Source organism: Sphingobium sp. TomTYG75 (genome assembly GCF_054771635.1).
Genome location: NZ_BSRE01000001.1, coordinates 1080539 through 1106118, shown reverse-complemented (window position 1 = coordinate 1106118; position 25580 = coordinate 1080539). Strand labels below are relative to the sequence as shown.

At 62.7% G+C, this 25580-nt stretch carries 25 protein-coding genes and 1 pseudogene; 8 read left to right on the top strand and 18 right to left on the bottom strand.

The genetic code is table 11. The annotated features are described in order from the left end of the window. Positions 1-2: 2 nt before the first annotated feature. From ACYU81_RS05590 to ACYU81_RS05575, 4 genes are all read right to left on the bottom strand, one after another. A complete protein-coding gene (locus ACYU81_RS05590; RefSeq protein WP_460986794.1) occupies positions 3-188 on the bottom strand; it encodes a YbdD/YjiX family protein in 186 nt (61 codons plus the stop codon). Further along, positions 185-2233 (bottom strand): carbon starvation CstA family protein, encoded by a 2049-nt coding sequence (locus ACYU81_RS05585; protein ID WP_460986793.1) that lies wholly within the window; start codon positions 2231-2233, stop codon positions 185-187. Before ACYU81_RS05585 ends, ACYU81_RS05590 begins: the two co-directional genes overlap by 4 nt. 64 nt (positions 2234-2297) lie before the next feature. Beyond that, positions 2298-2756: a DoxX family protein gene (locus tag ACYU81_RS05580; RefSeq protein WP_460986792.1), complete on the bottom strand. Its 459-nt coding sequence runs from the start codon at positions 2754-2756 to the stop codon at positions 2298-2300. Further along, positions 2734-3168, bottom strand: a complete 435-nt coding sequence (locus tag ACYU81_RS05575; RefSeq protein ID WP_460986791.1) for a pyridoxamine 5'-phosphate oxidase family protein — start codon at positions 3166-3168, stop codon at positions 2734-2736. Before ACYU81_RS05575 ends, ACYU81_RS05580 begins: the two co-directional genes overlap by 23 nt. Positions 3169-3283: 115 nt before the next feature. Here ACYU81_RS05575 and ACYU81_RS05570 point away from each other — a divergent pair, with 115 nt between their 5' ends. After that, positions 3284-3841 (top strand): 2'-5' RNA ligase family protein, encoded by a 558-nt coding sequence (locus ACYU81_RS05570; RefSeq protein ID WP_460986790.1) that lies wholly within the window; start codon positions 3284-3286, stop codon positions 3839-3841. 89 nt (positions 3842-3930) lie between these two features. Here ACYU81_RS05570 and yihA read toward each other — a convergent pair whose 3' ends face one another. The 8 genes from yihA to ACYU81_RS05530 form a co-directional block, all read right to left on the bottom strand. Next, complete coding sequence (gene yihA / locus ACYU81_RS05565; protein ID WP_460986789.1) at positions 3931-4578, bottom strand: ribosome biogenesis GTP-binding protein YihA/YsxC; 648 nt, start codon at positions 4576-4578, stop codon at positions 3931-3933. Positions 4579-4591: 13 nt separating this feature from the next. Continuing rightward, on the bottom strand, positions 4592-6292 hold the full coding sequence (gene yidC / locus ACYU81_RS05560) for a membrane protein insertase YidC (RefSeq protein ID WP_460986788.1): 1701 nt from the start codon (positions 6290-6292) through the stop codon (positions 4592-4594). 36 nt (positions 6293-6328) lie between these two features. After that, complete coding sequence (gene yidD / locus ACYU81_RS05555) at positions 6329-6541, bottom strand: membrane protein insertion efficiency factor YidD (protein ID WP_460986787.1); 213 nt, start codon at positions 6539-6541, stop codon at positions 6329-6331. A gap of 2 nt (positions 6542-6543) precedes the next feature. Beyond that, entirely contained in the window at positions 6544-6924 is a 381-nt protein-coding gene (gene rnpA, locus ACYU81_RS05550) for a ribonuclease P protein component (protein WP_460986786.1), read from the bottom strand. Positions 6925-6956: 32 nt separating this feature from the next. After that, on the bottom strand, positions 6957-7091 hold the full coding sequence (rpmH, locus tag ACYU81_RS05545; RefSeq protein ID WP_013848777.1) for a 50S ribosomal protein L34: 135 nt from the start codon (positions 7089-7091) through the stop codon (positions 6957-6959). A 266-nt stretch (positions 7092-7357) separates the two neighbouring features. Then, positions 7358-8128 (bottom strand): DsbA family protein, encoded by a 771-nt coding sequence (locus ACYU81_RS05540; protein WP_460986785.1) that lies wholly within the window; start codon positions 8126-8128, stop codon positions 7358-7360. Beyond that, positions 8125-9474: a M48 family metalloprotease gene (locus tag ACYU81_RS05535; RefSeq protein ID WP_460988115.1), complete on the bottom strand. Its 1350-nt coding sequence runs from the start codon at positions 9472-9474 to the stop codon at positions 8125-8127. The genes ACYU81_RS05540 and ACYU81_RS05535 overlap by 4 nt, the downstream gene beginning before the upstream one ends. Before the next feature lie 144 nt (positions 9475-9618). Beyond that, positions 9619-12246 carry an Rne/Rng family ribonuclease gene (locus ACYU81_RS05530; protein WP_460986784.1) on the bottom strand — a complete coding sequence of 876 codons (2628 nt, stop codon included), beginning with the start codon at positions 12244-12246 and terminating at the stop codon, positions 9619-9621. Between the two features lie 575 nt (positions 12247-12821). On the opposite strand from ACYU81_RS05530, the pseudogene ACYU81_RS05525 reads away from it, so the two are divergent. Continuing rightward, positions 12822-13658 (top strand): annotated as a pseudogene (locus tag ACYU81_RS05525) (N-acetylmuramoyl-L-alanine amidase family protein); the annotation flags it as partial. A 66-nt stretch (positions 13659-13724) separates the two neighbouring features. Next, the gene (locus tag ACYU81_RS05520) at positions 13725-16262 is read left to right on the top strand and encodes a penicillin-binding protein 1A (protein WP_460986783.1); all 2538 of its coding nucleotides are present in this window, start codon (positions 13725-13727) and stop codon (positions 16260-16262) included. Positions 16263-16430: 168 nt separating this feature from the next. Here the strand turns inward: ACYU81_RS05520 and ACYU81_RS05515 are convergent, their stop codons facing one another. Continuing rightward, positions 16431-16940 (bottom strand): hypothetical protein, encoded by a 510-nt coding sequence (locus tag ACYU81_RS05515; RefSeq protein WP_460986782.1) that lies wholly within the window; start codon positions 16938-16940, stop codon positions 16431-16433. Between the two features lie 215 nt (positions 16941-17155). On the opposite strand from ACYU81_RS05515, the gene prfB reads away from it, so the two are divergent. From prfB to ACYU81_RS05500, 3 genes are all read left to right on the top strand, one after another. Next, positions 17156-18283 carry a peptide chain release factor 2 gene (gene prfB, locus ACYU81_RS05510; protein ID WP_196224571.1) on the top strand — a complete coding sequence of 376 codons (1128 nt, stop codon included), beginning with the start codon at positions 17156-17158 and terminating at the stop codon, positions 18281-18283. Then, positions 18283-19017 carry a class I SAM-dependent methyltransferase gene (locus ACYU81_RS05505; protein ID WP_460986781.1) on the top strand — a complete coding sequence of 245 codons (735 nt, stop codon included), beginning with the start codon at positions 18283-18285 and terminating at the stop codon, positions 19015-19017. Before prfB ends, ACYU81_RS05505 begins: the two co-directional genes overlap by 1 nt. A 100-nt stretch (positions 19018-19117) precedes the next feature. Continuing rightward, the gene (locus tag ACYU81_RS05500; RefSeq protein ID WP_449474147.1) at positions 19118-19429 is read left to right on the top strand and encodes a PilZ domain-containing protein; all 312 of its coding nucleotides are present in this window, start codon (positions 19118-19120) and stop codon (positions 19427-19429) included. A 3-nt stretch (positions 19430-19432) separates the two neighbouring features. On the opposite strand, the gene ACYU81_RS05495 is transcribed toward ACYU81_RS05500, so the two are convergent. From ACYU81_RS05495 to ACYU81_RS05485, 3 genes are read right to left on the bottom strand one after another with little or no spacing between them, the layout of a single operon-like run. After that, on the bottom strand, positions 19433-19588 hold the full coding sequence (locus ACYU81_RS05495) for a hypothetical protein (RefSeq protein ID WP_449474146.1): 156 nt from the start codon (positions 19586-19588) through the stop codon (positions 19433-19435). A gap of 18 nt (positions 19589-19606) precedes the next feature. Further along, the gene (locus ACYU81_RS05490) at positions 19607-20317 is read right to left on the bottom strand and encodes a hypothetical protein (RefSeq protein WP_460986780.1); all 711 of its coding nucleotides are present in this window, start codon (positions 20315-20317) and stop codon (positions 19607-19609) included. A 4-nt stretch (positions 20318-20321) separates the two neighbouring features. Then, positions 20322-21536, bottom strand: a complete 1215-nt coding sequence (locus ACYU81_RS05485; RefSeq protein ID WP_460986779.1) for a toxic anion resistance protein — start codon at positions 21534-21536, stop codon at positions 20322-20324. Positions 21537-21727: 191 nt separating this feature from the next. On the opposite strand from ACYU81_RS05485, the gene typA reads away from it, so the two are divergent. Both typA and ACYU81_RS05475 read left to right on the top strand, forming a co-directional pair. After that, positions 21728-23545: a translational GTPase TypA gene (gene typA / locus ACYU81_RS05480; protein ID WP_460986778.1), complete on the top strand. Its 1818-nt coding sequence runs from the start codon at positions 21728-21730 to the stop codon at positions 23543-23545. 138 nt (positions 23546-23683) lie between these two features. After that, on the top strand, positions 23684-24736 hold the full coding sequence (locus tag ACYU81_RS05475; protein WP_460986777.1) for a DUF1176 domain-containing protein: 1053 nt from the start codon (positions 23684-23686) through the stop codon (positions 24734-24736). Between the two features lie 26 nt (positions 24737-24762). On the opposite strand, the gene ACYU81_RS05470 is transcribed toward ACYU81_RS05475, so the two are convergent. Together ACYU81_RS05470 and ACYU81_RS05465 are read right to left on the bottom strand one after the other, a co-directional pair. Then, positions 24763-25332 carry a cob(I)yrinic acid a,c-diamide adenosyltransferase gene (locus ACYU81_RS05470; protein WP_460986776.1) on the bottom strand — a complete coding sequence of 190 codons (570 nt, stop codon included), beginning with the start codon at positions 25330-25332 and terminating at the stop codon, positions 24763-24765. Between the two features lie 7 nt (positions 25333-25339). After that, complete coding sequence (locus ACYU81_RS05465; RefSeq protein ID WP_449474136.1) at positions 25340-25573, bottom strand: twin transmembrane helix small protein; 234 nt, start codon at positions 25571-25573, stop codon at positions 25340-25342. Between the last annotated feature and the right edge of the window lie 7 nt (positions 25574-25580).

Sequence of the window (25580 nt, the reverse complement as noted above, 5' to 3'; positions counted from 1 at the left end):
CCTTAACAGCATTTGCCGCCATTCTTCCCGCCATAGCGCGCCTCCTGCCGATCGCGGAAAAACTCGGTAGGCGTCATGACCGGCTCGCCGGGATGATGCATGTGCATGTGGCGGGCATAGCCCTCATAATCGGGGACACCGACCATCATCATCGCCATCCGGCGCACCCTGTCGAACAAGCCGATCATTCCGCTGGCACCAGAGAGGCGGGGATTTCGCGCGCCGTCGGCGCATCGGCCCGACGTGCGGCGAGGCAGGTGCGGACGGTGAAGAACAGCAGCGAAAGCACCACCATCAGGAAAATGGCGACCAGCCCGGCGTCCACCCGGTCGTTGAAGATAATCTGCTGCATTTCCGCCATGGACTTGGCGGGGTTGAGCAACTTGCCCTCATTCGCTGCTGCTGAGAATTTCGCCGCATGGGCAAGGAAGCCGACCTTCGCATCGGCTGAAAATAGCTTCAGCAGTCCGGCCGACAATGTGCAGACCAGCAGCCAGGCGGTCGGGATCATCGTCACCCAAGCATAGCGGTTCCGCTTCATTCGGAACAATACCGCCGTCGCCAGCATCAACGCGATCGCCGCCAGCATCTGGTTGGAGATGCCAAACACTGGCCATAGCGTGTTCACGCCGCCCAGCGGGTCCGTGACGCCCTGATAAAGGAAGAAGCCCCAGGCCGAAACCGTCAGCGCGGTGGCCACCAGCCCCGGCACGATACCCGCTGTATCCTTGAAGCGCGGCACGGCCAGCCCGATCAGGTCCTGCAACATGAAACGGCCCGCGCGCGTGCCTGCGTCAACCGCCGTCAGTATAAACAGCGCCTCGAACAATATGGCAAAATGATACCAGAAGGCTTTCATCGCCGGCCCGCCGATTACATGGGAGAAGATTTCCGCCATAGCTACGGCAAGCGTTGGTGCGCCGCCTGTGCGAGAGATTATGGTATGTTCGCCCACATCTCTGGCGGTCTGCGCGATAAGGTCAGGGCTAATAGGGAAGCCCATCGCCGTGACGGCGGCGGCCGCGCTGCTCGCGTCGGTGCCAATCACCGCCGCCGGGCTGTTCATCGTGAAATAAATGCCGGGATCGAGGATCGACGCGCCCACCAGCGCCATGATCGCGACGAACGCCTCCATCAACATCGCACCATAGCCGATCAGCGGCGCGTCGTTCTCGCTCGCGATCAGCTTGGGTGTAGTGCCGCTGGCGATCAGGGCGTGAAATCCCGATACCGCGCCACAGGCGATGGTGATGAACAGGAAGGGGAAGAGCCCGCCCGACCAGACCGGGCCATTGCCGTTTACGAATTGTGTGACGGCATGCATTTTGAGCGGCGGCGCCATGATGACGATGCCGATGGCAAGCGCGGCGATGGCGCCGATCTTGAGAAAGGTCGACAGATAGTCGCGCGGCGCCAGCAGCAGCCAGACCGGCAGCACCGATGCGACCGCGCCATAGCCGATCAGGATCCAGCACAATTGCATCGGCGTGAAGGTGAAGACCGGCCCCCATAGCGGCGATTGCGCGATGGACTGCCCATATATGATCGCCGCCAGCAGGCCGATGAGGCCGATCAGCGACACCTCGCCAATCCGCCCCGGCCTTATCCAGCGCGTATAGGCGCCCATCAGCAGGGCGAGCGGCACCGTGGCGGCAACGGTGAACATGCCCCATGGGCTTTCCGCCAGCGCCTTCACCACGATCAGCGCCAGCACGGCCAGGATGATCACCATGATCATGAAGGCGCCGAACAGGGCGATCGTCCCAGCGGCCTGCCCCATTTCCATGCGGATAAGCTCGCCGAGCGACTTGCCATCGCGGCGCATGGAAATGAACAGGACCATGAAATCCTGCACCGCGCCCGCCAGCACCACGCCCGCGATGATCCAGATAGTGCCGGGCAGATACCCCATCTGCGCGGCAAGGACTGGCCCCACCAGAGGCCCAGCACCCGCGATCGCCGCGAAATGATGGCCGAACAGGACCACGCGGTCGGTCGCGACATAATCAAGCCCGTCCGCTCTTCGTAGCGCGGGCGTGGGCCGTGCAGGATCGAGCCGCATCACATGCCGCGAAATGTAGAGCGCGTAATAGCGATAGGCGACCAGAAAGCTGCTGACCGCTGCCACGACGATCCAGAGCGCATTGACCGCCTCGCCCCGGGATATCGCAACCACTGACAAGGCGATCGCCCCGACTATGGCCGTCAGGATCCAGGGGATGTGCCGGGTCATCACTCTCTCTATCTTTGTTCGTGGAAGGCGGCCGCCACAGTAGGGCCGCCCATTTCAAAGACAATCATTGATATGGGACGTCACGTGTCCGCCCGAACGGCCATTCGATTGCCGTGCTGGACCACAAGGCCCACCATATGATCAACGGCTGCAACAGCAGGCGCGGGCCGTGATACCACCAGCTCAAATGCACGCCGCCCAATGGAATATCGTTGAGCGCATGGTTCAGATTGGCTGGCCACACGCAAAGGGCGTAAAGGGCAAGGCCGATCCCGGCGGCCCTACGCAGTCTAGGGATATGCAATCCCGCAGCACCCGCAATTTCCGCCACACCCGTCAGCGTGATGATGTCAGCGGGGTGGGGCACCCAATATGGCGTGATGGCTATGAAGCCGCCTGGCCGGGTCAGATGGGCGATGCCCGCGATAAGATAAAATAGGGACAATATCCAGCGTGACGCCGTCCTGACGCGATCGCGCTTGCCCGCCCTTTCGTGAAGATCAGAGCTGGACCTCCCCTTCATCTTCTCCATCCCAATAATGCGCCCGTTCCGCGCTCACCCTAATCATCACGAGCCCCGGCGTGTCGATGCCTTCATTGAACCAGCGGTCAAGATCGCTGTTCCAATGCGCCTTGAACGCCGCCTTGTCACGGATAAGATCGGCGCGTCCTTCTATCGCCACGAATAGCGGTCGCTGCTTCAACAACCCGGCCGAACCCTGAAAGGCCAAGCCAACCTTCGGGTCCCGCTCGATATCGTGGACCATGACGGTGTCGTCGGTGGTGAAATAATAGCTGCCGCCATCATAATCGACGTCACGATTATTGCTCATCGGCCGTGCGGCGATCTGGCCACCTTCAGCGCGGGTGGAAAGCATGGCGAAGTCGATATCCTTCATCTTCTTCGCCAGCTGCGGCAGGGTGAGGTGGGCCATCGGACACTCCTTGGTTAAGACCATGCCCAACGTCCGAATGACGCATCGGCTCCCGGGACTCGCTATCAGCGCTATAGGAACATATAGTGAACATACCGACTCGAAAGGATCAGCCATGCGCCATGACATGCGCGCCGACACCAAATATCGTCTCTTTTTCGCGCTGAAGCCCTCGCCCATCATCGCGCGCCAGACCGATCATTTGGCAGAGACGCTGGGCGGCGGGGAGCGTCGCATCCGGCCGGAGCATCAGCATGTCACGCTGGCGGTGACCGCCGATTATGTCGAATATCCCTATGCGGTGATCAAGGCATTGTTGCGGGCCGGGACTACGGTCGAAGCTGAACCTTTTGACATGAGGCTCGACCGACTAAGCTTCAGCAATCGCTCCGCCGCCCTGCGTCCTTCGCGATCCCTGCCGTTGCTCAATCAATTACAGAAGTCGATCATCGACGCGATGCGGGGGGCAGGCGTGGCCTTGCGCCCCGGCTGGACCTTTAGCCCACACCAGACGCTATTCTACAGGGATGGCCCTCCGGCGCAGCAAAGTATCGACGGCTTCCTGTGGTCGCTCGATCAGTTTGTCCTGGTTTGCAGCCATGTGGGCCGCACACGGCACGATATTCTTGGCACCTGGACGCTCAAGGGAGATGGGCAATATGAACTGTTCTGATCCCGGCCTTGGCTGTTTGGCGAATGGGATAGCTTAAAGCGTCAGCGGAGGGAGGGCAGGGTCAACTGCCCCGTTTTAACAACGACTTGTCACCCTTCAGTCACGCTCGCCAGAACGGCCGCCCGAAGTTCCGCTATGCCCATGCCCTTTTCGCTTGAGGTCGGGATAATCTCGGGATGGGCAGCGGGCCGTTTCCGGACGGCATCGCCAGTCGCCTGGATCACTTCGGCGAGATGGCTGGCCTTTACCTTGTCCGCTTTGGTCAGGACGATGCGATAACTGACGGCCGCCGCGTCAAGCATGTCGAAAATCTCATTATCGACATCCTTGATGCCATGCCGGCTGTCGATCAGGACGAGTGCGCGCTTCAGCTTCGCCCGCCCGCGCAGATAGTCGTTCACAAGGAAGCGCCACTGGCGCACCATGTCCTTGGGCGCGCGCGCATAGCCATAACCAGGCATATCGACGAGGCGAAAGCGCAGCGGGTCGCCGACATCGAAAAAGTTCAGTTCCTGCGTCCGTCCCGGCGTGTTCGACGTGCGGGCAAGCCCGTTGCGGCCCGTCAGCGCGTTCAGCAGGGACGATTTGCCGACGTTCGATCGGCCCGCAAACGCCACTTCATTGACCGACATGTCGGGCAGGAACTTCAAATCCGGCGCTGACTTGAGAAAGGTGATCGGCCCGGCGAACACCTTGCGCGCTTCTTCGATCAGCTCTGCCTGTTCCTGCTCGTCCACTTGGATATCCGCCTTATTTCGCCGGAGCCGCGTTCAGCACGGGGTGGCGCTTGTAGAGCCACCACTGCTGCAGCATCGACAGGCAGTTGTTGGTGATCCAGTAAACCAGCAGGCCCGCAGCAAACGGCGCCATGATGAACATCATCATCCACGGCATGATCGAAAAGATCTGCTGCTGCATCGGGTCCATCTGAGCCGGATTCAGCTTGAACTGGAAGAACATGCTGATGCCGAGCAGCAGCGCCAGCACACCGATGCCCAGGAAGGCCGGGGGTGTGAAGGGGAGCATGCCGAACAGGTTGAGGATATGCAGCGGATCGGGCGCGGACAGATCCTTGATCCACAGCACGAACGGCTGATGGCGCATTTCGATCGTCAGTTGCAACACCTTGTACAGTGCGAAGAAGATCGGGATCTGGATGAAGATGGGCAGGCAGCCGGCGAGCGGGTTCACCTTCTCGCGCTTGTACAGCTCCATCATCTCCTGCTGGAGCTTGGGCTTGTCGTCCTTATACTTCTCCTGCAACGCCTTCATCTTGGGCTGCACCGCGCGCATCGCCGCCATGCTGGCGAACTGGCGCTGGGCGACGGGGAACATCAGCGCGCGGACCACGAAGGTCAGGCAGATGATGGCCACGCCGAAATTGCCGATATGTTCGAACAGCCAGTGCAGCAGCGCGAAGATCGGCTTTTCGAACCAGTAGAACCAGCCCCAGTCGATAGCCCGGTCGAACAGCGGAATGCCCGCATCCTGATAGGCTTCGAGCGTCTTCACTTCCTTCGCGCCCACGAACAGGCGCACCGTCTGGGTGACGGCCTTGCCCGGCGCCAGCATGGTCGGAGCCAGGCTGTAGTCGGCCTGATATTGCGTGCCGGCACCCTTACGGAATTGACCCTCAAATGCTGCCTTCTGTTCGGGGACCAGTGCCGACAGCCAATATTTGTCGGTGAAGCCCAGCCAGCCGCCTGTGGACTGGAAGCTCTGGCTGGAAGGACCCTTGTTCAGGTCTTTGTAGTTCACATCATAGTTGGCAGCGCCGTTGAACACGCCCATCGGGCCGACATGGATGGTCCAGGTGTCCGGGTCCTTGGGGATGCCAGTGCGGTTGATGTAACCATAAGGTTTCACCCCGACCACGCCAGTGCCGCTGTTCACGACCTTCTGCTGCGCGGTGATCATGTAATTATCATCCACCGACAGGCGGATTTCGAAGGCCTGGCCCGCACCATTGTCCCACCGCAGGGTCACGGGGTTGGTCGGGGTCAGTTCCTTCGCGTCGGCCGTCCATACGGTGTTCGCGTCAGGGGCCTTCAACCCTTCGCCTTGCCAGCCGAAGCCAGCAAAAAAGGCGTCGCTCGTGCCCGAAGGGCTGTAGAGCCGGATCGCGGGCGAATTTTTCGCGATCGTTTCGCCATAGGTGGGCAGCACGATATCGTCGATGCGCGCGCCCTTCAGGTTGATGGAGCCGGTCAGCTTGGGCGTACGGATCGCGACGCGCGGGCTTTCCTTCAAGACCAGGGCGCGATCGCGAGTCGCCGACGGGCTGCTGGCTACCGGGCTTGATCCCTGCGCCACCGGCGTGGTCTTGCCGCCTTCGATCTTCGTCGCGGGCGGGTTCGCGGCAGGGAAGAAATGCTTGGCAATATAGGGCCAGCCGAACAGGATCGCTGCGGTCAGTAGCACCGCCAGAACAATATTCTTCTTGTCGTCCACGCTTGTCGGCTCCGCCGTGTCTTGTGAAAATTCGTATCAGGGGACCGGGTCGTAGCCCGAACCGCCCCAAGGATGGCATCGCATTAGCCGCTTCGTGGCGAGCCAGCTACCCTTCACCGCACCATATTTGCCGACGGCCTCAATCGCATATTGCGAACAGGACGGCGCATAACGGCAGCTGGGGGGCAATATGCGCGAAGGGCCAAGCTGCCAGAAGCGCGCAATCAGGATAAGCAGACGAGCGATCATTGCTACTGAGCGCCCTGTTCGCGGCAAGGTTTCTTTCGCGGAGGCCCTCGATGGGTGCCAGCAGGGCGGCTCATCACCTTGCCCAGAGCCTTTTCCAGTTCCGACCGGAGCAACGCAAAGTCGCGCTCGATACCTTCGGAACGGCCGATCAGCACATGGTCCGCGCCCGCGACTCCGTGGATAGGCAACAAATCCCGCGCCAAGACGCGAAAACGGCGCTTCATCCGGTTGCGGATGACAGCGCCGCCAATCTTTTTCGTAACCGTGATGCCGATACGCATCGCCGGATCGCCATCGCCACGTTCGCGCACCAGCAGGACAAAGCCCGGCATCGGCGCGCGCCGCCCACGATTCGCCGCCAGGAAATCAGCGCGCCGCCTCATCATGGCTGGCGCGCGATCCGGCGGCGCGTCGTTCAGGCGCTCAGGCTCTTGCGGCCCCGCGAACGGCGGGCGCGGATCACATTGCGGCCGCCGGGGGTCGCCATGCGAGCGCGGAAACCGTGACGGCGCTTCCGAACCAGATTGCTCGGCTGATAGGTGCGCTTCATCGTTCATTCCTCAAGCAAAACGTCAAAATCGGGCGTGACAAAAAAGGGCCGCCGATGGGCGACCGCATGTCAGGCGGCGTCCGATAGGCAAAAGCGGGGGACGAGTCAATGGCGGAGGAGGAGGGATATGCTCAACATGTTCCCTCTCCCCTTCAGGGGAGAAGGCTAGGGAGAGGGGAGCAACGGATGTGCTGTGCGTTCCCCTCTCCCGCCTTCGCTACGCTCGACACCCTCTCTCCTGAAGGGGAGAGGGAGAAGGTCACCCACTACTTCGCCCGCGTCGCCGCGACAGCCTGCTTCAGCGCGTCATACCCCACCGCGCCGTTCAGAACCTGATCACCCACCACAAAGGTCGGCGTGCCCGTGGCGCGCAGCTTTTGCGCCAGCGCGATGTTCGCCTGGATTTCACCATCATATTTGCTGTTGGCCATGGCCGCCTCCGCAGCCTTTCCGTCTATGCCGACCTTGGCGGCGGCGCCCAATATGGTGTCTCGCGTGACCTTCCCGCTCGCATACAGCGCCCGATGGAAAGGCATATATTGGCCCTTTTCCGCCGCCAGCAGCGACACCTTGGCCGCATCGGCGCTCTCGTCGGACAGGATCGGCAACTCGCGATAGACGACCTTCACCCCCTTGTCCTCGCCCACCAGCTTGGCGAGGTCGGGCAGGGACGCGCGGCAATAGCCGCATGCGTAATCGAAGAATTCGACCACCGTGACATCCCCGTTGGCCGCGCCTTCCCACGCGCCCGCATAGGGTGTTTCGATCGCCTTGCGGCTTTCGCCGATGCTGTCCGACACGCGTTTCGCCTGCAGCCGCTCGACCGCTTCGGGAATGATTTCCGGATGCTCCAGAATATAGTCGCGCACGATCTTCTCGATCGCGGCCTTGTCTCCGGCTGCGACGCTGCCGCTACTCTGCATGCCTAGAGCCGCGCCAGCGGCAGTGGCCGCGATGAAGGCGAGGGCGCCAATCGTCATTTGGATGGTCCTGTTGGAAAGGGCGGCGCGAATGCCGGGTCGAGAGGTTTCGGTCATTTCTTCTTTCGCTTCTGCTCGACGGCTGCGCGGGAGACCATGGCGATATCTTGCGCTCGCAGATAGTCAACCGTGCCGGGCTTCAATCCCTGCATGGCCGCGTCCGCGCTGCGCAGCGCCATCTGGTCGTCGCCCATCAGGGCATAGCGTTCTGCCGTTGCCAGCGCCGCGCGAGGCGTGTCGCCCCGCCGTTCATAGACGACCCCAAGCTGATACCAGGCGAACGGATTTTCCCGGTCGCGCGCCACAGCATTACGCAGCACCTGTTCGGCTTCGGCGAAGTTCTTGTCATCCTCCGTCGCGATCAGCGCATGGCCCAGCATGGTGGCGATCAAAGGCTGTTGCGTCAGTTGCACGGCCTCGCGCAGCGGCGGGATGGCGTCGGCGGGCTTGCCGCTTTCCAGCAGCACCTGACCCTTGAGTTCCAGGAAATAAGGGTCATGCGGCTGCGCTGTCAGAAGGGCGTTGACCTCGGCGATTGCCTTGTCGGGATAGGCGCTTTTATGCCAGGCGTAGGCGCGCGCATAATGCGCGGGGAGAGACTGATCGCTCTCGGGATATTTGATCAGCGTTTGCGTGGGTTCGGAAACGAAGCCGACCAGCTTGGCCTTGATGCGTTCGAACCGGGCTTCCAGCTTCGGATCGATCGGTTTGTCCCAAGCGGGATCGACCGTATACACTTCCCGCAGAACATTGATGCGTTCGCCGGACAGCGGATGCGTGCGGCCGTAGCTATCCTCCTGCGGGATCGCGAGACGATATTCCTGGTTCTGCAGCTTCTTGAAGAATTCCAGGCTGCCCTTGCCCGATAAGCCCGCCTTGCTCAAATAGCGCGCACCGGCAAGGTCGGCCGAGCTTTCCTGCGCGCGCGAAAAGGCGAGATATTTGCCCATCGCCGCCTGCTGTCCCATGCCCAAAATGCCCATGCCCGCTTCCGCGCCGCCTGCCGCAATCGCAGCGGCGCCCAGAACCAGGCTGAGCAGGGTGATGCCGGTCGCGGCCTTCATGCCTTCCGATGACCGGATGATATGGCCGCCCTCGATATGGCCGAGCTCGTGCGCGACGACCCCTTGCAGCTGGCTCACATTGTCGGCTGCGGCGATCAGACCGCTATGAACCCAGACATATTGGCCGCCTGCAACGAAGGCGTTGATTTCCGGATCGTTGAGAACCAGCACCTGGACATTGCGCGGTTCCATCCCCGCCGCGCTGACCAGCGGTCCCGACATGTCGGCCATGAAGGCTTCGGTTTCCGCGTCGCGCAATATCTGCTGCGCCATCGCGGGCTGGACCATGAATGCCAGCGATGCAGCGGCAATCGCGGCGGCACGCAGCCAGCGGCGCATCATGGCCGATCACCATGGAGCAGGGACGAACGCAGCATGTCCGCGCGCCTGCCAGCATCGCCATGAACTCCGCCTGAAGCGAGAACGCCGCCACCTGTCCGGAAAACCGGCAAGGCGGCGGCGTTGTTCATCGGGCGGACGTCCTTACTGACCGAAGGTGCGCTGCCACCATCCACGGCGCGGTGCGCTATCGTCGTCGCTCGTCTCTTCGCCATCAGCCGTCGAGACCACGCTCTCACCAGCAGCAGCTGCCGCTGGTGCGCCAGCTTCCGGCGCGACGGCTCCTGCGATCGCGGGAGCCTCCGCCGCGTCCTGGGCAATGGCCTCAACCTTCTTGCGCCGAGTGCGCTTGGGCTTGGCGGGTGCCTCGGCTTCCGGTTCCACGCTTACGACCGGTTCGGCAGGGGCTTCGGGAGCAGCTTCCGCCTTTTTGCGCCGAGTGCGCTTGGGCTTGACGGGTGCTTCCTCGGCTGCCGCTTCGACCGGAGCCTCGGGGGTCTCCACGGGCGCTTCTACGGCTTCCTTTGCCTTGCGAGCACGGGGGCGACGACGCGTCTTTGGCGCCTCTTCCTCCGCAGGCGCTTCGGGCGCTGCTTCTGCTACCGTCTCGGCGACAGGCTCGACAGCGGCGGGCTCGGAAGCCTCGACGGCTTCGCTCGCAGCCTCGTCGGCAACCGCTTCGCCCTCGCGACGACGGCGTCCGCCACGGCGACCGCGACGGCCACGACGGCGACCGGCCTCTTCGCCTTCGCCATGGGTGTCGACAGCGTGTTCTTCGCTCTCTTCGCCAGCCGATTCGGCTTCTTCGCCAGTTTCGTCGTCGGCACCAGCGGCAGCTTCCGCTTCACCTTCGGCGTGATGCTCATCACGCTGGCCGCCACGGCGACGGCGGCGACGACGGCGGCGGCGGCCACCTTCCCGATCCTCGCCCCGGTCGCCGCGCTCTTCGCGCTCAGCGGCCTCGACTTCCTCGATTTCCTCTTCTTCCAGCTCCTCGACGATATCGAGGTCATCCTCTTCCTCGACGATCGGAGCATAGCTCACCACCCGTTCCGGACGTGGGCCGCTGGCTTCCACGGACATGCGCGCGCCTTCGACCTCGCCATCGGGCAGGATGGCGATCGTCACGCCATAGCGCTGCTCGATCTCGTCCAGCTCGCGACGCTTGTTGTTGAGGACATAGAAGGCCGCTTCCTGGCTCGCGCGCAGGGTGACGAGGTTGCCGCGACCACGCGCCGCTTCCTCTTCCAGCATGCGCAGCGCGCTAAGGCCCGCCGACGAAGCGGTGCGGACAAGGCCGGTGCCTTCGCAATGCGGGCACTGGCGGGTCGATGCTTCCAGCACGCCGGTGCGCAGGCGCTGGCGGCTCATTTCCATTAGGCCGAAGCCGGAGATGCGGCCGACCTGAATACGGGCGCGATCGTCCTTCAGCGCCTCCTTCATCGCCTTCTCGACCTTACGGATGTTGGAGTTCATCTCCATGTCGATAAAGTCGATGACGACCAGGCCAGCCATGTCGCGCAGGCGCAACTGGCGAGCGATTTCGCGGGCAGCTTCCAGGTTGGTGGCGACGGCGGTCTGCTCGATGCCATGCTCACGCGTCGACCGGCCGGAGTTGATGTCGATCGATACCAAGGCTTCGGTCGGGTTGATGACCAGATAGCCGCCCGATTTCAGCTGCACGACCGGATTATACATCGCGGCCAGCTGATCCTCGACGCCTGCCCGCTGGAACAGCGAAACCGCGTCGGCATATTGCTGCACCCGGCGCGCATGGCTGGGCATCAGCAGCTTCATGAAGTCCTTGGCGGCCTTATAGCCATATTCGCCCTCGACGATGACCTCTTCGATATCCTTGTTGTAGATATCGCGGATCGCGCGCTTGATGAGGTCGCTGTCATTGTGGATCAGCGCGGGCGCTTCGGACTTCAGCGTCTTTTCGCGAATCTCGTCCCACAGGCGGGCGAGATAGTCGAAGTCGCGCTTGATCTCCGGCTTGGTGCGCTGAAGGCCAGCGGTGCGGACGATGCAGCCCATGGTCGAGGGCAGGTTCATCTCCGCGACGATCGTCTTCAGCCGCTTGCGGTCGGCGGCGTTGCTGATCTTGCGCGAAATCCCGCCGCCGTGCGACGTGTTCGGCATCAGCACGCAATAGCGACCGGCCAGCGACAGATAGGTGGTAAGCGCCGCGCCCTTGTTGCCGCGCTCTTCCTTGACGACCTGCACCAGCAGCACCTGACGGCGCTTGATGACGTCCTGAATCTTGTAGCGGCGGCGCAGAGCCATGCGCTTGCGGCGCAGTTCGTCGGCGGCTTCATCGCCACCGCGTTTCCGACGGCCACCCTTTGCGGCGCCTTCACCGCTTTCGGCGGCCTCGCCCTCATCATCTTCATGATGGGTGGCTTCGACCAGCTCCAGACCATCGTCGCCATGATGATCATCGTCATCCTCGAAATCGGCACGCAGCGCGGCCTCTTCCTCGGCATGCTCGCGCTCTTCGCGCAGCAATGCCTCGCGGTCTTCGCGCGGAATCTGGTAATAATCGGGATGGATTTCGCTGAACGCAAGGAAGCCGTGGCGGTTGCCGCCATAATCGACGAACGCCGCCTGAAGCGAGGGTTCTACACGGGTAACCTTGGCGAGGTAGATATTGCCTTTGAGCTGCTTGTGCTCGGCCGATTCGAAATCAAACTCCTCGATCCGGTTACCTTTGACGACCGCGACCCGGGTCTCTTCCCGGTGGCGCGCATCGATCAGCATACGCATTGTCATTTATTATTCTCCGGCGAAGGCGGCCTGCGGCACTGGGCCGGGCTGCCACGCGATAGTGAAGGGACGAATGCAGTCGCGCCGCCAGCGGCGCGGGTGTTGCTATCGTCCGGTTTGACAGGAAAAACTGCGCTTCTGCTGCATCGGCAGGGCCGGGCAAATCGCCGGTCCGCTCCATCCACGCCGCATCGCCCGCTATCGGGCTCAGCGTGGAATGGAAATCATGCCTCATGCAGCGTCAACCTGTTCGTCGCATCGGGTCTCAAGCGCCTTGGCGCTCGCCGATGCTGCCGTGAAAGTTCCTGATGAAGAAACGGGCCTAATGTGGGCGTTTCTTTCAGGAATGTGAATGGGTAGCAGCCTAAGGCCAGCCTAGCAACGTCCCCCGCAAAATTGTTTGTTCCAGGACGAATGCTGCCATTCCTGCGTTTAGTCGCCCAACATGGTGAAGCAAAGGTAAACGCGGTGGCGGATAGCTACCGCAGAAATGGGGCTGGACGGCATGGGGCGGTGCGGGGCACAAGCGCGCCATGCTGCACGCCCTTGCCCTGGCAACTGCTTTTTTGGCCGGTCCTCAGGGGGCGGAGCGCATCAGCTTCGACATGCCAGCTTCCATGGCGCCGCGTCCAGCCAAGCGGCTGCACAGCATCACCGTGCCGATCCCGCCGGTTGCGCGGGGCCTCTCGCTGCCACGGGTGGAAGGATCAGCCGACGCGTCCCGCCCGCTGATCGTCATCGATGCGGGGCATGGCGGGCATGATCCCGGCGCGATCAACGCGGAAACGGGCGAGCGCGAAAAAGATCTGACGCTCGCGATCGCGCAGGCGATCCGGGATCAACTGGTGAAGTCGGGCCGACTTCGCGTCGCGCTGACAAGGGATGACGACCGCTTTCTCGTCCTGCAGGAACGTTATGGCATCGCGCGGAAGATGAATGCCGACCTCTTCATTTCCGTCCATGCCGATTCGGCGGACAATCATGAGGCGCGGGGTGCGACGGTCTATACCCTGTCGGAGGTGGCATCGGATCGGGAAGCGGCGCGGCTGGCGGCGCGGGAGAACAGGGCGGACGTCCTGAACGGCGTCAATCTGGGCGGGCAGACTGACCAGGTGTCGTCTATCCTCATCGATCTTACTCAGCGCGAAACAATGAAGGAATCAGCGAATTTCGCCCGCCTTCTTCAGCGGGAGGGTGCGCCGTTCCTGGCCTTCCGTACTACGTTCCACCGCTATGCCTCACTCATGGTTTTGAAGGCGCCGGACACACCATCGGTCCTGTTCGAAACCGGCTATCTCAGCAATGCCGAGGATGCCGCCTTCCTGGCCTCACCGGGGGGCCGCAGCCGCATAGCGAAGGGCGTTGCGAAGGCGGTCGAGATATATTTCGCCCGCAAGCTGCCCCTCGGCGGCGGCTGACCGCGGCGCGGCCCGACGATCCGCACTGGCGCTGGCCGCATTTTGACCTTAGAGCCTCCTCTCGTCATGGAAGAGGCCCGTCCCCACACCGCCCACTTGTCCTTTGCCGACCGTTTGCGCGGGGGTGGACGCGCGTTCCGGGAAAGGCTTTCCCCGCTTTGGCAGCGGCGCTGGTTCCGCTGGGCGGCGATCGCGCTGGGCGGACTTTTCCTCGCCTATCTGCTGTTCTGGATCATCTTCGCGCGCGGCCTGCCCGACGCCGGAACGCTGCTGGAATATGAGCCGCCGCTGCCCACGATCGTGCGCGACATCGATGGCCAGCCGGTGCACAGCTATGCGCGCGAGCGCCGCGTCCAGCTGCAATATAGCGACTATCCCCCTCTGCTGATCCGCGCTTATCTGGCGGCGGAGGACAAGACTTTCTTCGAACATCATGGCGTTGATATTCCCGGCTTCTTCGGCGCCGTGTTCGACTATGTGACGAAGATCGGATCCGGCCAGCGCGCCAAGGGTGGGTCGACCATCACCCAGCAGGTCGCCAAGAACCTGCTGATTGGCGATGAATATTCCCCCACGCGCAAGGTGAAGGAAATGATCCTCGCCTATCGCATGGAAGGCGTGCTGACCAAGCAGCAGATCCTCGAACTCTATTTCAATCAGATATTCCTCGGCCGGAACGCCTATGGCGTGCAGGCGGCGGCGCGCGCCTATTTCGATAAGGATGTGGGCGACCTGAAGCTGCACGAGATGGCGTATCTCGCCATCCTGCCCAAGGGGCCGGCAAATTACCGCCCCGAAAGCCCGACCGGCCACGAACGCGCGCTCGACCGGCGCAACTGGGCGCTGGGCGAAATGTACAAGAATGGCTGGATCAGTCAGGCGCAATTGAACGAAGCGCAGGCACAACCGCTCGGCACGGTCCCACCGCATGGCTCCAGCTTCGACGCGCGCGCGGGCGGCTATTATATGGAAGAGGTCCGCCGGCGGCTTATCGAACGGTTTGGTGAAAAGGCGGAGGACGGCCCTAACAGCGTCTATGCAGGCGGCCTGTGGGTGCGCAGCCCCTATGATCCCAAGTTGCAGGAAGGCGTCGCGACGGCATTGCGCAACGGCCTGATCCGTTTCGACGCGGGTAAGGGCTGGTCCGGCCCGTTGGGCAAGATCGACATGGCCCGTGGATGGAAGCGCGAACTGGCGGCAAGCTATATCGGGATCGATTATGCGGACTGGCGCATAGCGGCGGTTATCGACCGCAATTCTTCGGGCGCCGAAATCGGCTTTTCCGACGGATCGACCGGAACGCTGCCCGCCAGCGCCGCGCAGATGCCCTATCGGCGCGTGGGCGGCCCCGCATTCAACGGCATGAAGGCGGGAGACCTGATCGCGGTAGCCCGCAACGGATCGACCTGGGCGCTACGCAACGTGCCCGAAGTGTCCGGCGGGATGATGGCCGAACAGGTCCATTCCGGGCGCGTCCTGGCGATGCAGGGCGGCTTCGACAGTCGCTTGTCCTCCTATAATCGCGCGACGCAGGCGATGCGTCAGCCGGGTTCGACCATCAAGCCGTTCGTCTATGCCGCCGCGCTCGACGGTGGGATGACGCCAGCCTCCATCATCGTCGATGGGCCACTATGCGTTTATCAGGGCGCGGGCCTTGGCCAGAAATGCTTCCGCAACTTTTCCGGCGGCAGCGCCGGGCCGCAGACGATGCGCTGGGGCGTGGAGCAGTCGCGCAACCTGATGACGGTGCGCGCCGCCAGCCAGACCGGCATGGATCGTGTCGTCCGCACGATCAAGGCGATGGGGATCGGCGATTATCAGCCCTATCTCTCCTTCGCTCTGGGCGCGGGCGAAACCACGGTCGAGCGGATGGTGAACGCCTATGCGATGCTCGCCAATCAGGGCCGCCAGCTTTCGCCCAAGGTGATGGACTATGTGCAGGACCGGCGCGGCAAGGTGATCTGGCCGCTGCGCTGGCGCGCCTGCGACGGCTGCAACATGGCGAACTGGGATGGAAAACCCATGCCACGCTTCGGCTTTGAAGGGCGGCAGGTGATGAACCCGATGACCGCCTATCAGGTGGTGCATATCGCCGAAGGCGTGATCCAGCGCGGCACCGCGACGGTCCTTGCCGACCTGAAACGGCCACTGTTCGGCAAGACGGGTACGACCAACGGGCCGACCAATGTGTGGTTCGTCGGCGGGTCGCCCGACATCGTCGCGGGCGTCTATATGGGCTATGACCAGCCGCGCAGCCTGGGCGGCTGGGCGCAGGGTGGCCGCATCGCCGCGCCGATCTGGAAGGCGGCGATGGCGCCCGTGCTGGAAACGATGCCCAAGACGCCCTTCGTCGCCCCCGCCGGTATCCGCATGGTCACGATCGATCGCCGGTCGGGCAAGCGCGTCTATGGCGTCTGGCCCACCGACGAGCCCAAGCCCGCCGTGATCTGGGAAGCGTTCAAGCCCGAGACGGAACCGCGCCGATCGATCCGCAAGGAAGAGGTGGCCGCTCAGGAACAGGCCGCCGCCCGGCGCGAGGCGGGGTCGCAGACGCGGCAGCGAACCGACAGCGACTTCCTGCAGGATCAAGGCGGGATTTACTAGGGCGTCGTGGTTTTTATCTGAATCCCTTAACCCGTTCGGGCTGAGCTTGTCGAAGCCCCTTTCTTTCTAAAAAGAAGTGGAGCCCTTCGACAGGCTCAGGGCGAACGGCAACAGGAGGTGGTGCCGATTTAAAGCTCGAAGCCCTAACCTCCCGCCTTCGCTGACCCGTTATTGCGCCTTTGCGCGCAACCCGCCGGAGAAGCGTTTCATCAGAAATGCGAGCCCCCCGACATAGGCTGCCGCTGTCACGATGGCGACTGCCGCAGCGGAGAAATCCGCGTCCTTTTCAAATATCATGGGGTTGCCGAGCGTCAGCAGCAGCATGAAGGCATTGTTGACGATCAGGCTGGCCTGGCCGCGAATGAGTAGGTAGATCGCGACGACCACGCCAACCAATCCGATGGCCATTCCGGCCATGCCCAGAACAGTTGGCAGGCTGTGCAGCAGAAATGCCAGGCCCAATCCGCCAAGAGAACCGCACAGCGCGGGTGCGAACTCCGCAGGATTCATGCCTTTGATGCCAGCCCAATAAAGCACGAATATGAAACCGAAGAAAAGGAAGCTCGCCACGCCCAAGGCGGATCCGATGGCGTAGAAAATCCCGATGATCGGTACGAGCGCGAGTATCACGAGCACCGCCTGCGCCGGTGCGGGATGGGTAGATTGTCGTTCAGCCAAGATGTCGTTCCTCTCCTTGCGCCTCTTTTGGGCGTGGTCGAGGTGTATGGCATAGCCTCTGGAGGGACAAGGTTTGCCTGGCCTGTTGGGAGACTGCGCGGACATGGCTTGGAGGATTGAACCTTCCCAAATCCGCTGCCCTCGGATAGGGGCAGGCGTTTAGTGCGTTTCCTGCCCGATGCCGGGGAGCGCCCCGAATTGTCTGGAGAGTTCCCATGCGCGCCGAAGCGCAGCAATATATCGACCGTATCGACGCCGCGCTGGACCTGCTGCGCCGCTTCCTCGACTGGGATCGCGCGCTGCGCCGTCTCGACGAGTTGAACGCTCGCGTCGAGGACCCGACGTTGTGGGACAATCAGAAGATGGCGCAGGAAGTCATGCGCGAACGCACGCGGCTGGAAGCCGCGATCGGCGCGACCCGGGCGATCGACAGCGAAAAGACCGACACCGCCGAACTCATCGAAATGGCCGAGGCCGAGGGCGATGAGGACATGGTCAATGAGGGCGTCGCGTCCCTGAAGGCGCTGGCCGACCGCGCGGACGAGGACAAGATCAAGGCGCTGCTCGCCGGTGAGGCCGATGCCAGCGACACTTACCTTGAAATCCATGCGGGCGCGGGTGGCACGGAAAGCCAGGACTGGGCGGAAATGCTGTCCCGCATGTACCGCCGCTGGGCAGAACGGCGTGGCTATAAGGTGGAACTGGTCGACTATCAGGCGGGTGATCAGGCGGGCATCAAGTCCGCGACGTTCCTGTTCAAGGGCGAGAACGCCTATGGCTATGCCAAGACCGAAAGCGGCGTGCACCGGCTGGTGCGCATAAGCCCCTATGATAGCTCGGCGCGGCGGCACACCAGTTTCTCGTCTGTGTGGGTCTATCCGGTGATCGACGACAATATCGAGATTGAGGTCAATGAAGGCGACCTCAAGATCGATACCTATCGCGCGTCTGGCGCGGGCGGGCAGCACGTCAACACCACCGACTCCGCCGTCCGCATCACCCACATTCCCTCGGGCATCATCGTCGCATCGCAGAATGACCGGTCGCAGCACAAGAACCGCGCGACGGCCATGAACATGCTGAAGGCCCGGTTGTACGAGGCCGAATTGCAGAAGCGCGAGGCGGCGGCTTCGGGCGAATATCAGGCGAAGACCGAGATCGGCTGGGGCCACCAGATCCGCTCCTATGTGCTTCAGCCCTATCAGCTGGTGAAGGACCTGCGCACCGGCGTTACCTCAACCTCTCCCGACGACGTGCTGGACGGCGCGCTCGACCCGTTCATGGCGGCTGCCCTGTCGCAGAAGGTGACGGGCGAGAAGGTCGATGTGGAGGATGTCGACTGATGATGCGGGCGGCGCTGGCGGGATCATTGTTCCTGCTGGCAGGCTGCGGCCTGTTGTCATCCGCCAAGCAGGATGACCGGCCCGCCGCCGCGCGTGATTTTCCGCGAGCCGACCGGCCGGTCGCGCCCATCGTCTCGACCCGCTGGTCCAGCGAAGAAGCGCGCGATCGCGTTAACGAAGCCGACGATATCATGGACCGCGCGGGCATTCGGCCGGGCATGACGGTCGCGGATATCGGCGCTGGCGAAGGCTATTATACTGTCCGCCTTGCAAACCGGGTGGGTGCCAAGGGTCGCGTGCTGGCCGAAGACATCATGCCCGAAGTGATCGAGGCCCTGTCCCGCCGCATCACGCGCGAGGATTGGCGCAACGTCAGCGTGCGGCTGGGCGCGCCGGAAGACCCGAAGCTGCCGGAGAACAGCTTCGACCGCATCCTCATGGTCCATATGTATCATGAGATTGCGGAACCCTATGCTTTTCTGTGGAACCTCAGTCCGGCGCTCAAGAAGGATGGCGAGTTGATCGTCGTCGACGCGGATCGCCCGACCGGGCAGCATGGAACGCCGCCGCGCCTACTGATCTGTGAACTCGCATCGGTTGGTTTCCGGCTGGAGGAACTGGTGCCCAAGCCAACGGCGGGAGGCTATTTTGCCCGCTTTCGCAGAATCGTGGCCCGGCCGTCGCCCCAAAGCATCGTGCCCTGTGCGATCAAAAGCACAGCTGATACAAATTAGCGGTTTCCCTAGGGGAAAAGGTAGATAATGGCGAGTTAACCATGATTCTGTGGATGGCCTTGACCTTTTTGTGATTGAGTGGCCGGGGGGGAAGCTCGGTATGATTGACCAAAGCAAATTCCTGACGGGTAATGCCGAACAGCGGCGGCACACTGCACGACACAAGATGTTCGGCCCTGTCACTCTATGCGTCGGCAATGCGGAGATGCGCGGTCATTTCCTCGACCTGTCCACATCGGGAGCGTTGGCGCACTGCGAAACGCCGCCTGCTACGGGAAGTTATGTGGCGATAAAGGCGATCGGCGTGGAAACAAGCGGCCGGGTCATGTGGGCGCGGGGCAAGCGCTTCGGCATTCAGTTCAGCCAGCTCCTGGCCGATGAGGCGATCGACACCCTTATTCGGGGCAGCTGACGCTTAGCCCCGCTTGCGCCATCTTCGGAACAGGGATGCGCTGACCAATCCGCCGCCCAGCAGCGCGGCGATGACGCCCCCCGCGGAGGCGAGCGCCCACGCACCGGCGGCGAGCAGGCCAGTCAGAAAATCGACGATGATCAGCGTCAGGTGGATCATGACAGAAGGACCGCTGGCCTAGTGGCCGAGTTCCTTTGCTTCCTGATATTTGAGCTCCAGGAAGCGGTTCTGCACCGCCAGCTTGTCGATGTCGCCGCTGGCAAGCGTCTCGCTGATCCGCGCGAGTTCTCCGTCGATCACCTTCAGTCCTTCGATCAGCTGTTGCTCGGGAACGCGCCCGTTGCGTTCCTCGCGGCGAAGCGGATCGGGGATGGATTCATAACCTGTGACCAGTTCGGGCAGGTGGTCGGACAGCAGCTTGCGGATTTCCTGCGCGGCTGGTTCCTTGTCATTGAGGCGTTCGAGCTGTGAGGCAAGCGTCTCCAGTTTGACGCCGATGCTGTCCGCCACCGGAACGGCCGGAGCGGGAAGGGCTTTGCGCTGGTTGTTCAGCCATATTTCGGTCTGAAGCGGGAGCGTGGTTAGCGGGGCGGAAGCAAGCGACTGCGTCCGAATGCGCGGCTCCGAGGGGAGGGCCACGATCAGCAGAAGCGCGGCGATCAAGATACCAAGCGCAATCATCAGGCCGTTTGTGCCAAGCGGAATGAAGAAGCCGGCAACCATGCAGCCGATGAGCACCGCGAGCACCGACCAGAAGGCCCATTTGACCTTCCGCATCAGGGCCGCGATGCGCCTGCGCCGGGCGCGTGCCGACAGGCTCCGCGCTCTCAAGCCATGACGGCGAAGCACTGCTTCCGCATTGGCAAGGACACGGTCGGACCTGCTCACTTCCTCATGCCTCGATCGCGCTCAGCAGCGGATTGTCGGCGCGCGCCTGTTGCGCGGCCTGCGCCTGACCTTCGGCGCGGGCGATGTAGCCTTTCGACTTTTCGACCTCGTTCGTCAGCGTGTTCACCGTCGTCTTCATATTCTCCAGCGCCTTGGCCTTGAACGTGTCGATATTGTCCATCGTGTCGTAGATGTTCTGGAAAGCGCGTTGCAGCGTCTCTATGGGGATCGTGCTGGACGCGGCCTGCTCATGGATCTGCGCAGTCTGGTTCTTCAGCATCTCGCCGGTCGAATCGATCATGTTCGCGGTGGTCGTGTTGAGCGCGGTGATCTGTTCCAGCACCAGCTTCTGGCCCGCGAGCGCCTGCGCCACGGTGACGGCGGTGCGCAACGCGGCGACGGTCGTGGTGCTGGCGCGATCGACGCCCTTCACCAGTTCGACATTGTTCTTCTTGACGAGGTCGAGCGCGAGATAGCCCTGCACCGTGACCGCCATCTGCGTCAGCAAATCCTGCGTGCGCTGGCGGATGTAGAAGAGCGCGCTTTCCCGGATCGCCTTGGCCTTGGCTGGATCGGCAGAGTCCAGTTCCAGCGCTTTCGCCTCCAGCCGCGCGTCGAGCGTGTTGGAGATGTGGATCATCTGCTCCAGACGGCCCATGGTCGCCCACATATTCTGCCGCTCGACATCGATGGCGGCATTGTCCTTGATCAGCACATCCTTGCCACTCGCCAGCGAGCCAAGGATCGAATTGATGTGGCCCTGCGCGCTTTTGTAGCCGTCGAAATAGTCGCGCAGCTTGTTGCCGAAGGGGATGATGCCGAACAGCTTCTTGGGCGCGAGCAGGCTGCCGCGCTTGCCGGGGTCGAGATCCTCGACCGTGCGGCGCAACTCGGCAAGGTCTGCGCCCACCTTATTATCGCTGTCCATCGCGCGCACGGGGCGGTCGAGGAAGCGGTTGGAATGGCCCGCCGCTTCCGCGATTTCCTTGCGGCCCATATTGGTCAGCTGGTCCACCCGCTGTCCGAATTCAGGGGAATTGGCGTCCTGCGCGACGAGGTCGTCCACAAAGGCATCGACCTTCTCGTCCAGCTTGGACCGCTTGTCCTCATCGATCGGAACGAGGCCCGCAGCTTTCTCCGGCGCGACGGGCGGCACCGGATCGGGCGGCGTCAGGTTGAGCGTGTCGGCGGTCGCCGTCGTGGGCGCGGTACTGGCCATAACGTCTCCTTCAAGCTGTTATATGTAACTATAACAGTGGTGCTTCAATGTGGAATATGGTCCTGCGTTCCGGCCGATGCAAATGCGGCCCTCGCCCTTGCCGCAACGCGTCATTTCCTGTAGGGGCGCGCGCGATACATCTGGTCAGGCGTGGTGCCGGCCGGGAAAACCAAAATCCCAAAGGCACATGCATGTCCCTGCGTAATATCGCGATCATCGCGCACGTTGACCATGGCAAGACGACACTCGTCGACCAGCTATTCCGCCAGTCCGGCACCTTCCGCGACAATCAGCGCGTCGAAGAGCGCGCGATGGATTCGAACGACCTCGAAAAAGAACGCGGCATCACCATCCTCGCGAAGCCGACCTCGGTCGAATGGAACGGCACCCGCATCAACATCGTCGACACCCCCGGCCACGCCGACTTCGGCGGCGAGGTGGAGCGCATCCTCTCGATGGTCGACGGCGTCATCCTGCTGGTCGACTCTTCCGAAGGCGCGATGCCGCAGACCAAGTTCGTGACCGGCAAGGCGCTGGCGCTGGGCCTTCGTCCCATCGTCGTCGTCAACAAGGTTGATCGTCCCGATGAGCGCATCCAGGAAGTGCTGGACGAAGTGTTCGACCTGTTCGTGACGCTTGAAGCCAATGACGAACAGCTCGACTTCCCCGTCCTCTACGCTTCGGGCCGCAACGGTTATGCCAGCGAAGACCCGCAGCGCCGCGAAGGCACTCTGGAGCCGCTGTTCCAGAAGATCGTAGATCATGTGCCGCCGCCGTCGCTGGAGCAGGACGCGCCGTTCAGCTTCCTCGTGACGCTGCTCGACCGCGACAACTTCCTCGGCCGTATCCTTACGGGTCGCGTCCAGTCCGGCACGGTCAAGGTGAACCAGGCGATCCACGCGCTCGACATGGACGGTAAGGTCATCGAAACCGGTCGCGCGTCGAAGATCATGTCGTTCCAGGGCCTCGACCGCGTACCGGTCGACGAAGCCAAGGCGGGTGACATCATCAGCCTCGCGGGCCTCACTGTCGCGACCGTCGCCAACACCATCTGCGATACCTCGGTCAGCGAGCCGATCCAGGCGCAGCCGATCGATCCGCCGACCCTGTCGATGCGCTTTGCCGTCAACGATTCGCCGATGGCGGGCCGTGAAGGCAGCAAGGTGACGAGCCGCATGATCCGCGACCGTCTGGCCCGCGAAGCGGAATCGAACGTCGCGATCAAGGTGACGGAATCGGACGACAAGGACAGCTTCGAAGTCGCTGGCCGTGGCGAATTGCAGCTGGGCGTCCTCATCGAGACCATGCGCCGCGAAGGCTTTGAACTCGGCATCTCGCGTCCGCGCGTGCTGTTCGGCGAAGACGAAAATGGCGGCAAGACCGAGCCATACGAAACCGTCGTCATCGACGTGGACGATGAATTTTCCGGCACGGTCGTGGACAAGATGAACATCCGCAAGGCCGAGATGACCGACATGCGCCCCTCGGGCGGCGGCAAGACCCGCATCACCTTCTCCGCTCCCTCGCGCGGCCTGATCGGCTATCATGGCGAATTCCTGTCCGACACGCGCGGCACCGGCATCATGAATCGCCTGTTCGAGAAATATGGCCCCCACAAGGGCAAGATCGAAGGCCGCAAGAACGGCGTCCTCATCTCGAACGGTGCGGGCGAAGCCAATGCCTATGCGCTGGGTCCGCTGGAAGAACGCGGCATCCTGTTCGTGGGCGTGGGCGAAGCGCTCTACGAAGGCATGGTGATCGGTGAGAATGCCAAGCCGGAAGACCTTGAAGTCAATCCGATGAAGTCGAAGGCGCTCACCAACTTCCGCGCCAGCGGCAAGGATGACGCCGTCCGCCTGACCCCGCCCAAGAAGATGACGCTGGAACAGGCGATCGCCTATATCGACGATGATGAAATGGTCGAAGTGACGCCCAAGAATATCCGTCTGCGCAAGCGCTACCTCGATCCGAACGAGCGCAAGCGCATGTCGCGCGCCAAGGCGGCTTGATCGAAGAGGCCGGTGTCGAAGGACACCGGCCTTTTTCATTATGGGGTTCGGTCTGACACTGGCGGTTGGCCAGAGGCGGATCGGGCGGCGCGAAGGAAGCTACTACCGTCCGCCTGTGAATTAAGTTATACTTAACCCATGGGGGACACACGCTTAATCGCGCTGGCAGCTATGCTGTCCGCGTTCATCGCATCGGCGCCGCTTTCTGCTCAGACGCCTCGGCCCGGCACTTTGGAAACCTACAAGGACTGGACCATCGGTTGCGACAATCGCAGCCGGTGCGAAGCCGTGTCCCTGTTGCCGGAAGGCGCCGACTGGCCGGACAAGCCGGTCATGCTGAGCATTCAGCGGGATGCCGGTGGCGCGTCCGGGCCGGAAATCTCGATAAGCCGCGACGCAAAGGGACAGGAAGAGGTCAGTTTCCTGGTCGATGGCCGGAAAATCGCGACGACGATCAGCAAGGATGGGGAAGCCCGGCTGCAAGGACCGCAGGCGTCGGCGCTCGCCATCGCCATGGCGGGGGGGTCGAAGCTGGAACTGCGGTCGGCTGGCAAGTTGATCGCGCGTCCCTCACTGGCCGGTGCTGCCGCCGCCATGCGCTATATGGATGCAAGGCAGGGGCGCGCGGGCACGATGGCGGCGCTGGTCGCCACAGGTCCGCTGGCCGCCAGCGCCGTGCGTGCCGCGCCGCCGATGGTTACGATACGCCGGGCGCTTATCCCGGCGGGTGCTACGCCGGTGACGCTGTGGCGTGAGGAACTGGCGGCGCTCGGCAAGTTCACCGCTTGTGCCGACGAGATGCGCGATGCGTCCCCGCCGGAGCTTTACCGCCTTTCCCGAACCGAGACGCTGGTGCTGGTTCCTTGCGGTGCGGGTGCTTATAATTTTTCCGCTGTTCCGGTGATCGCGACCGGCATTCCGGGACGGCGCAGCTTCCGCTACGCGTCCTTCGACTATCAACCGGGATGGAGCGAGAATGCGGCCAAGCCCATGCTGGTCAACGCATCCTGGACGCCCGAAAATGCTTCGCTGGAAAGCTATGCCAAGGGCCGGGGCCTGGGCGATTGCGGCGGCAGCGAAAGCTATATCTGGGACGGCGTCAGGTTCCGGCTGGCCTCCGCCAGCGCCATGGGCGAATGCCGTGGCGCCTGGCATTGGATCACCACCTGGTCGGCTAAGGTCGTGCAATAGGACTGCGGCGACTTTGACCCGCCGCCTTAACGCGAGGCGCCGGGAACCCATTTGATGTCGTCCGCCCCATTACCATTAAGGCGTCGGGCAAGGACGAAGAGCAGGTCGGACAGCCGATTGAGATAGGCGAGCGCCTGAGCGTTGAGCGCAACTTCCGTGGCCGCTGCCGTAGCGCTGCGTTCGGCCCGGCGCGTTATGGCGCGGGCGAGATGGACGGCGGCGGCGGCGGGAGACCCGCCGGGCAGAATGAAGCTGTCCAGCGGTTGCAAATCGGCGTTCATGGCGTCGATCTGGTCTTCCAGCCGTTTGACCTGCGTGGCGATGATCCGCAGCGCCCAGGGTTCGTCCTGTCCATCCGGCACGGGCGTCGCCAGGTCAGCGCCCAGATCGAACAGATCATTCTGGATCGTCGTCAGCCAGCCCGCTTCAGGCCGTTCGCCAATGGCAAGGATGGCAAGGCCGATCGCGCTGTTCGCTTCATCGACATCGCCTACTGCCTGCATGCGCGGGGCATGTTTGGGCAGGCGCGATCCGTCCACAAGGCCGGTCGTGCCCGCATCGCCGGTGCGGGTGTAGATCTTGTTCAGCTTCACCATCGGCGGATCAGCCGTTGCCCTTCATCAGCAGCAGGATCGCAACGATGATGACGGCCGCCGCCTGAAACAGGATACGGTTCATCATCATCTTGTTCTGCTTGAGGCTGGAAGGGCTGGGCGTGCCGTCCGGCGCGTTCAGTTGCTCCTTCGTCGTCTGAAGAAAGGCGATGATGCCCCGGATCAACGCAAAGAGCGTCGCGGCCATGGCAAGGATGAGGGCGATGACAAGAACGGTGTTCATGGGCTGA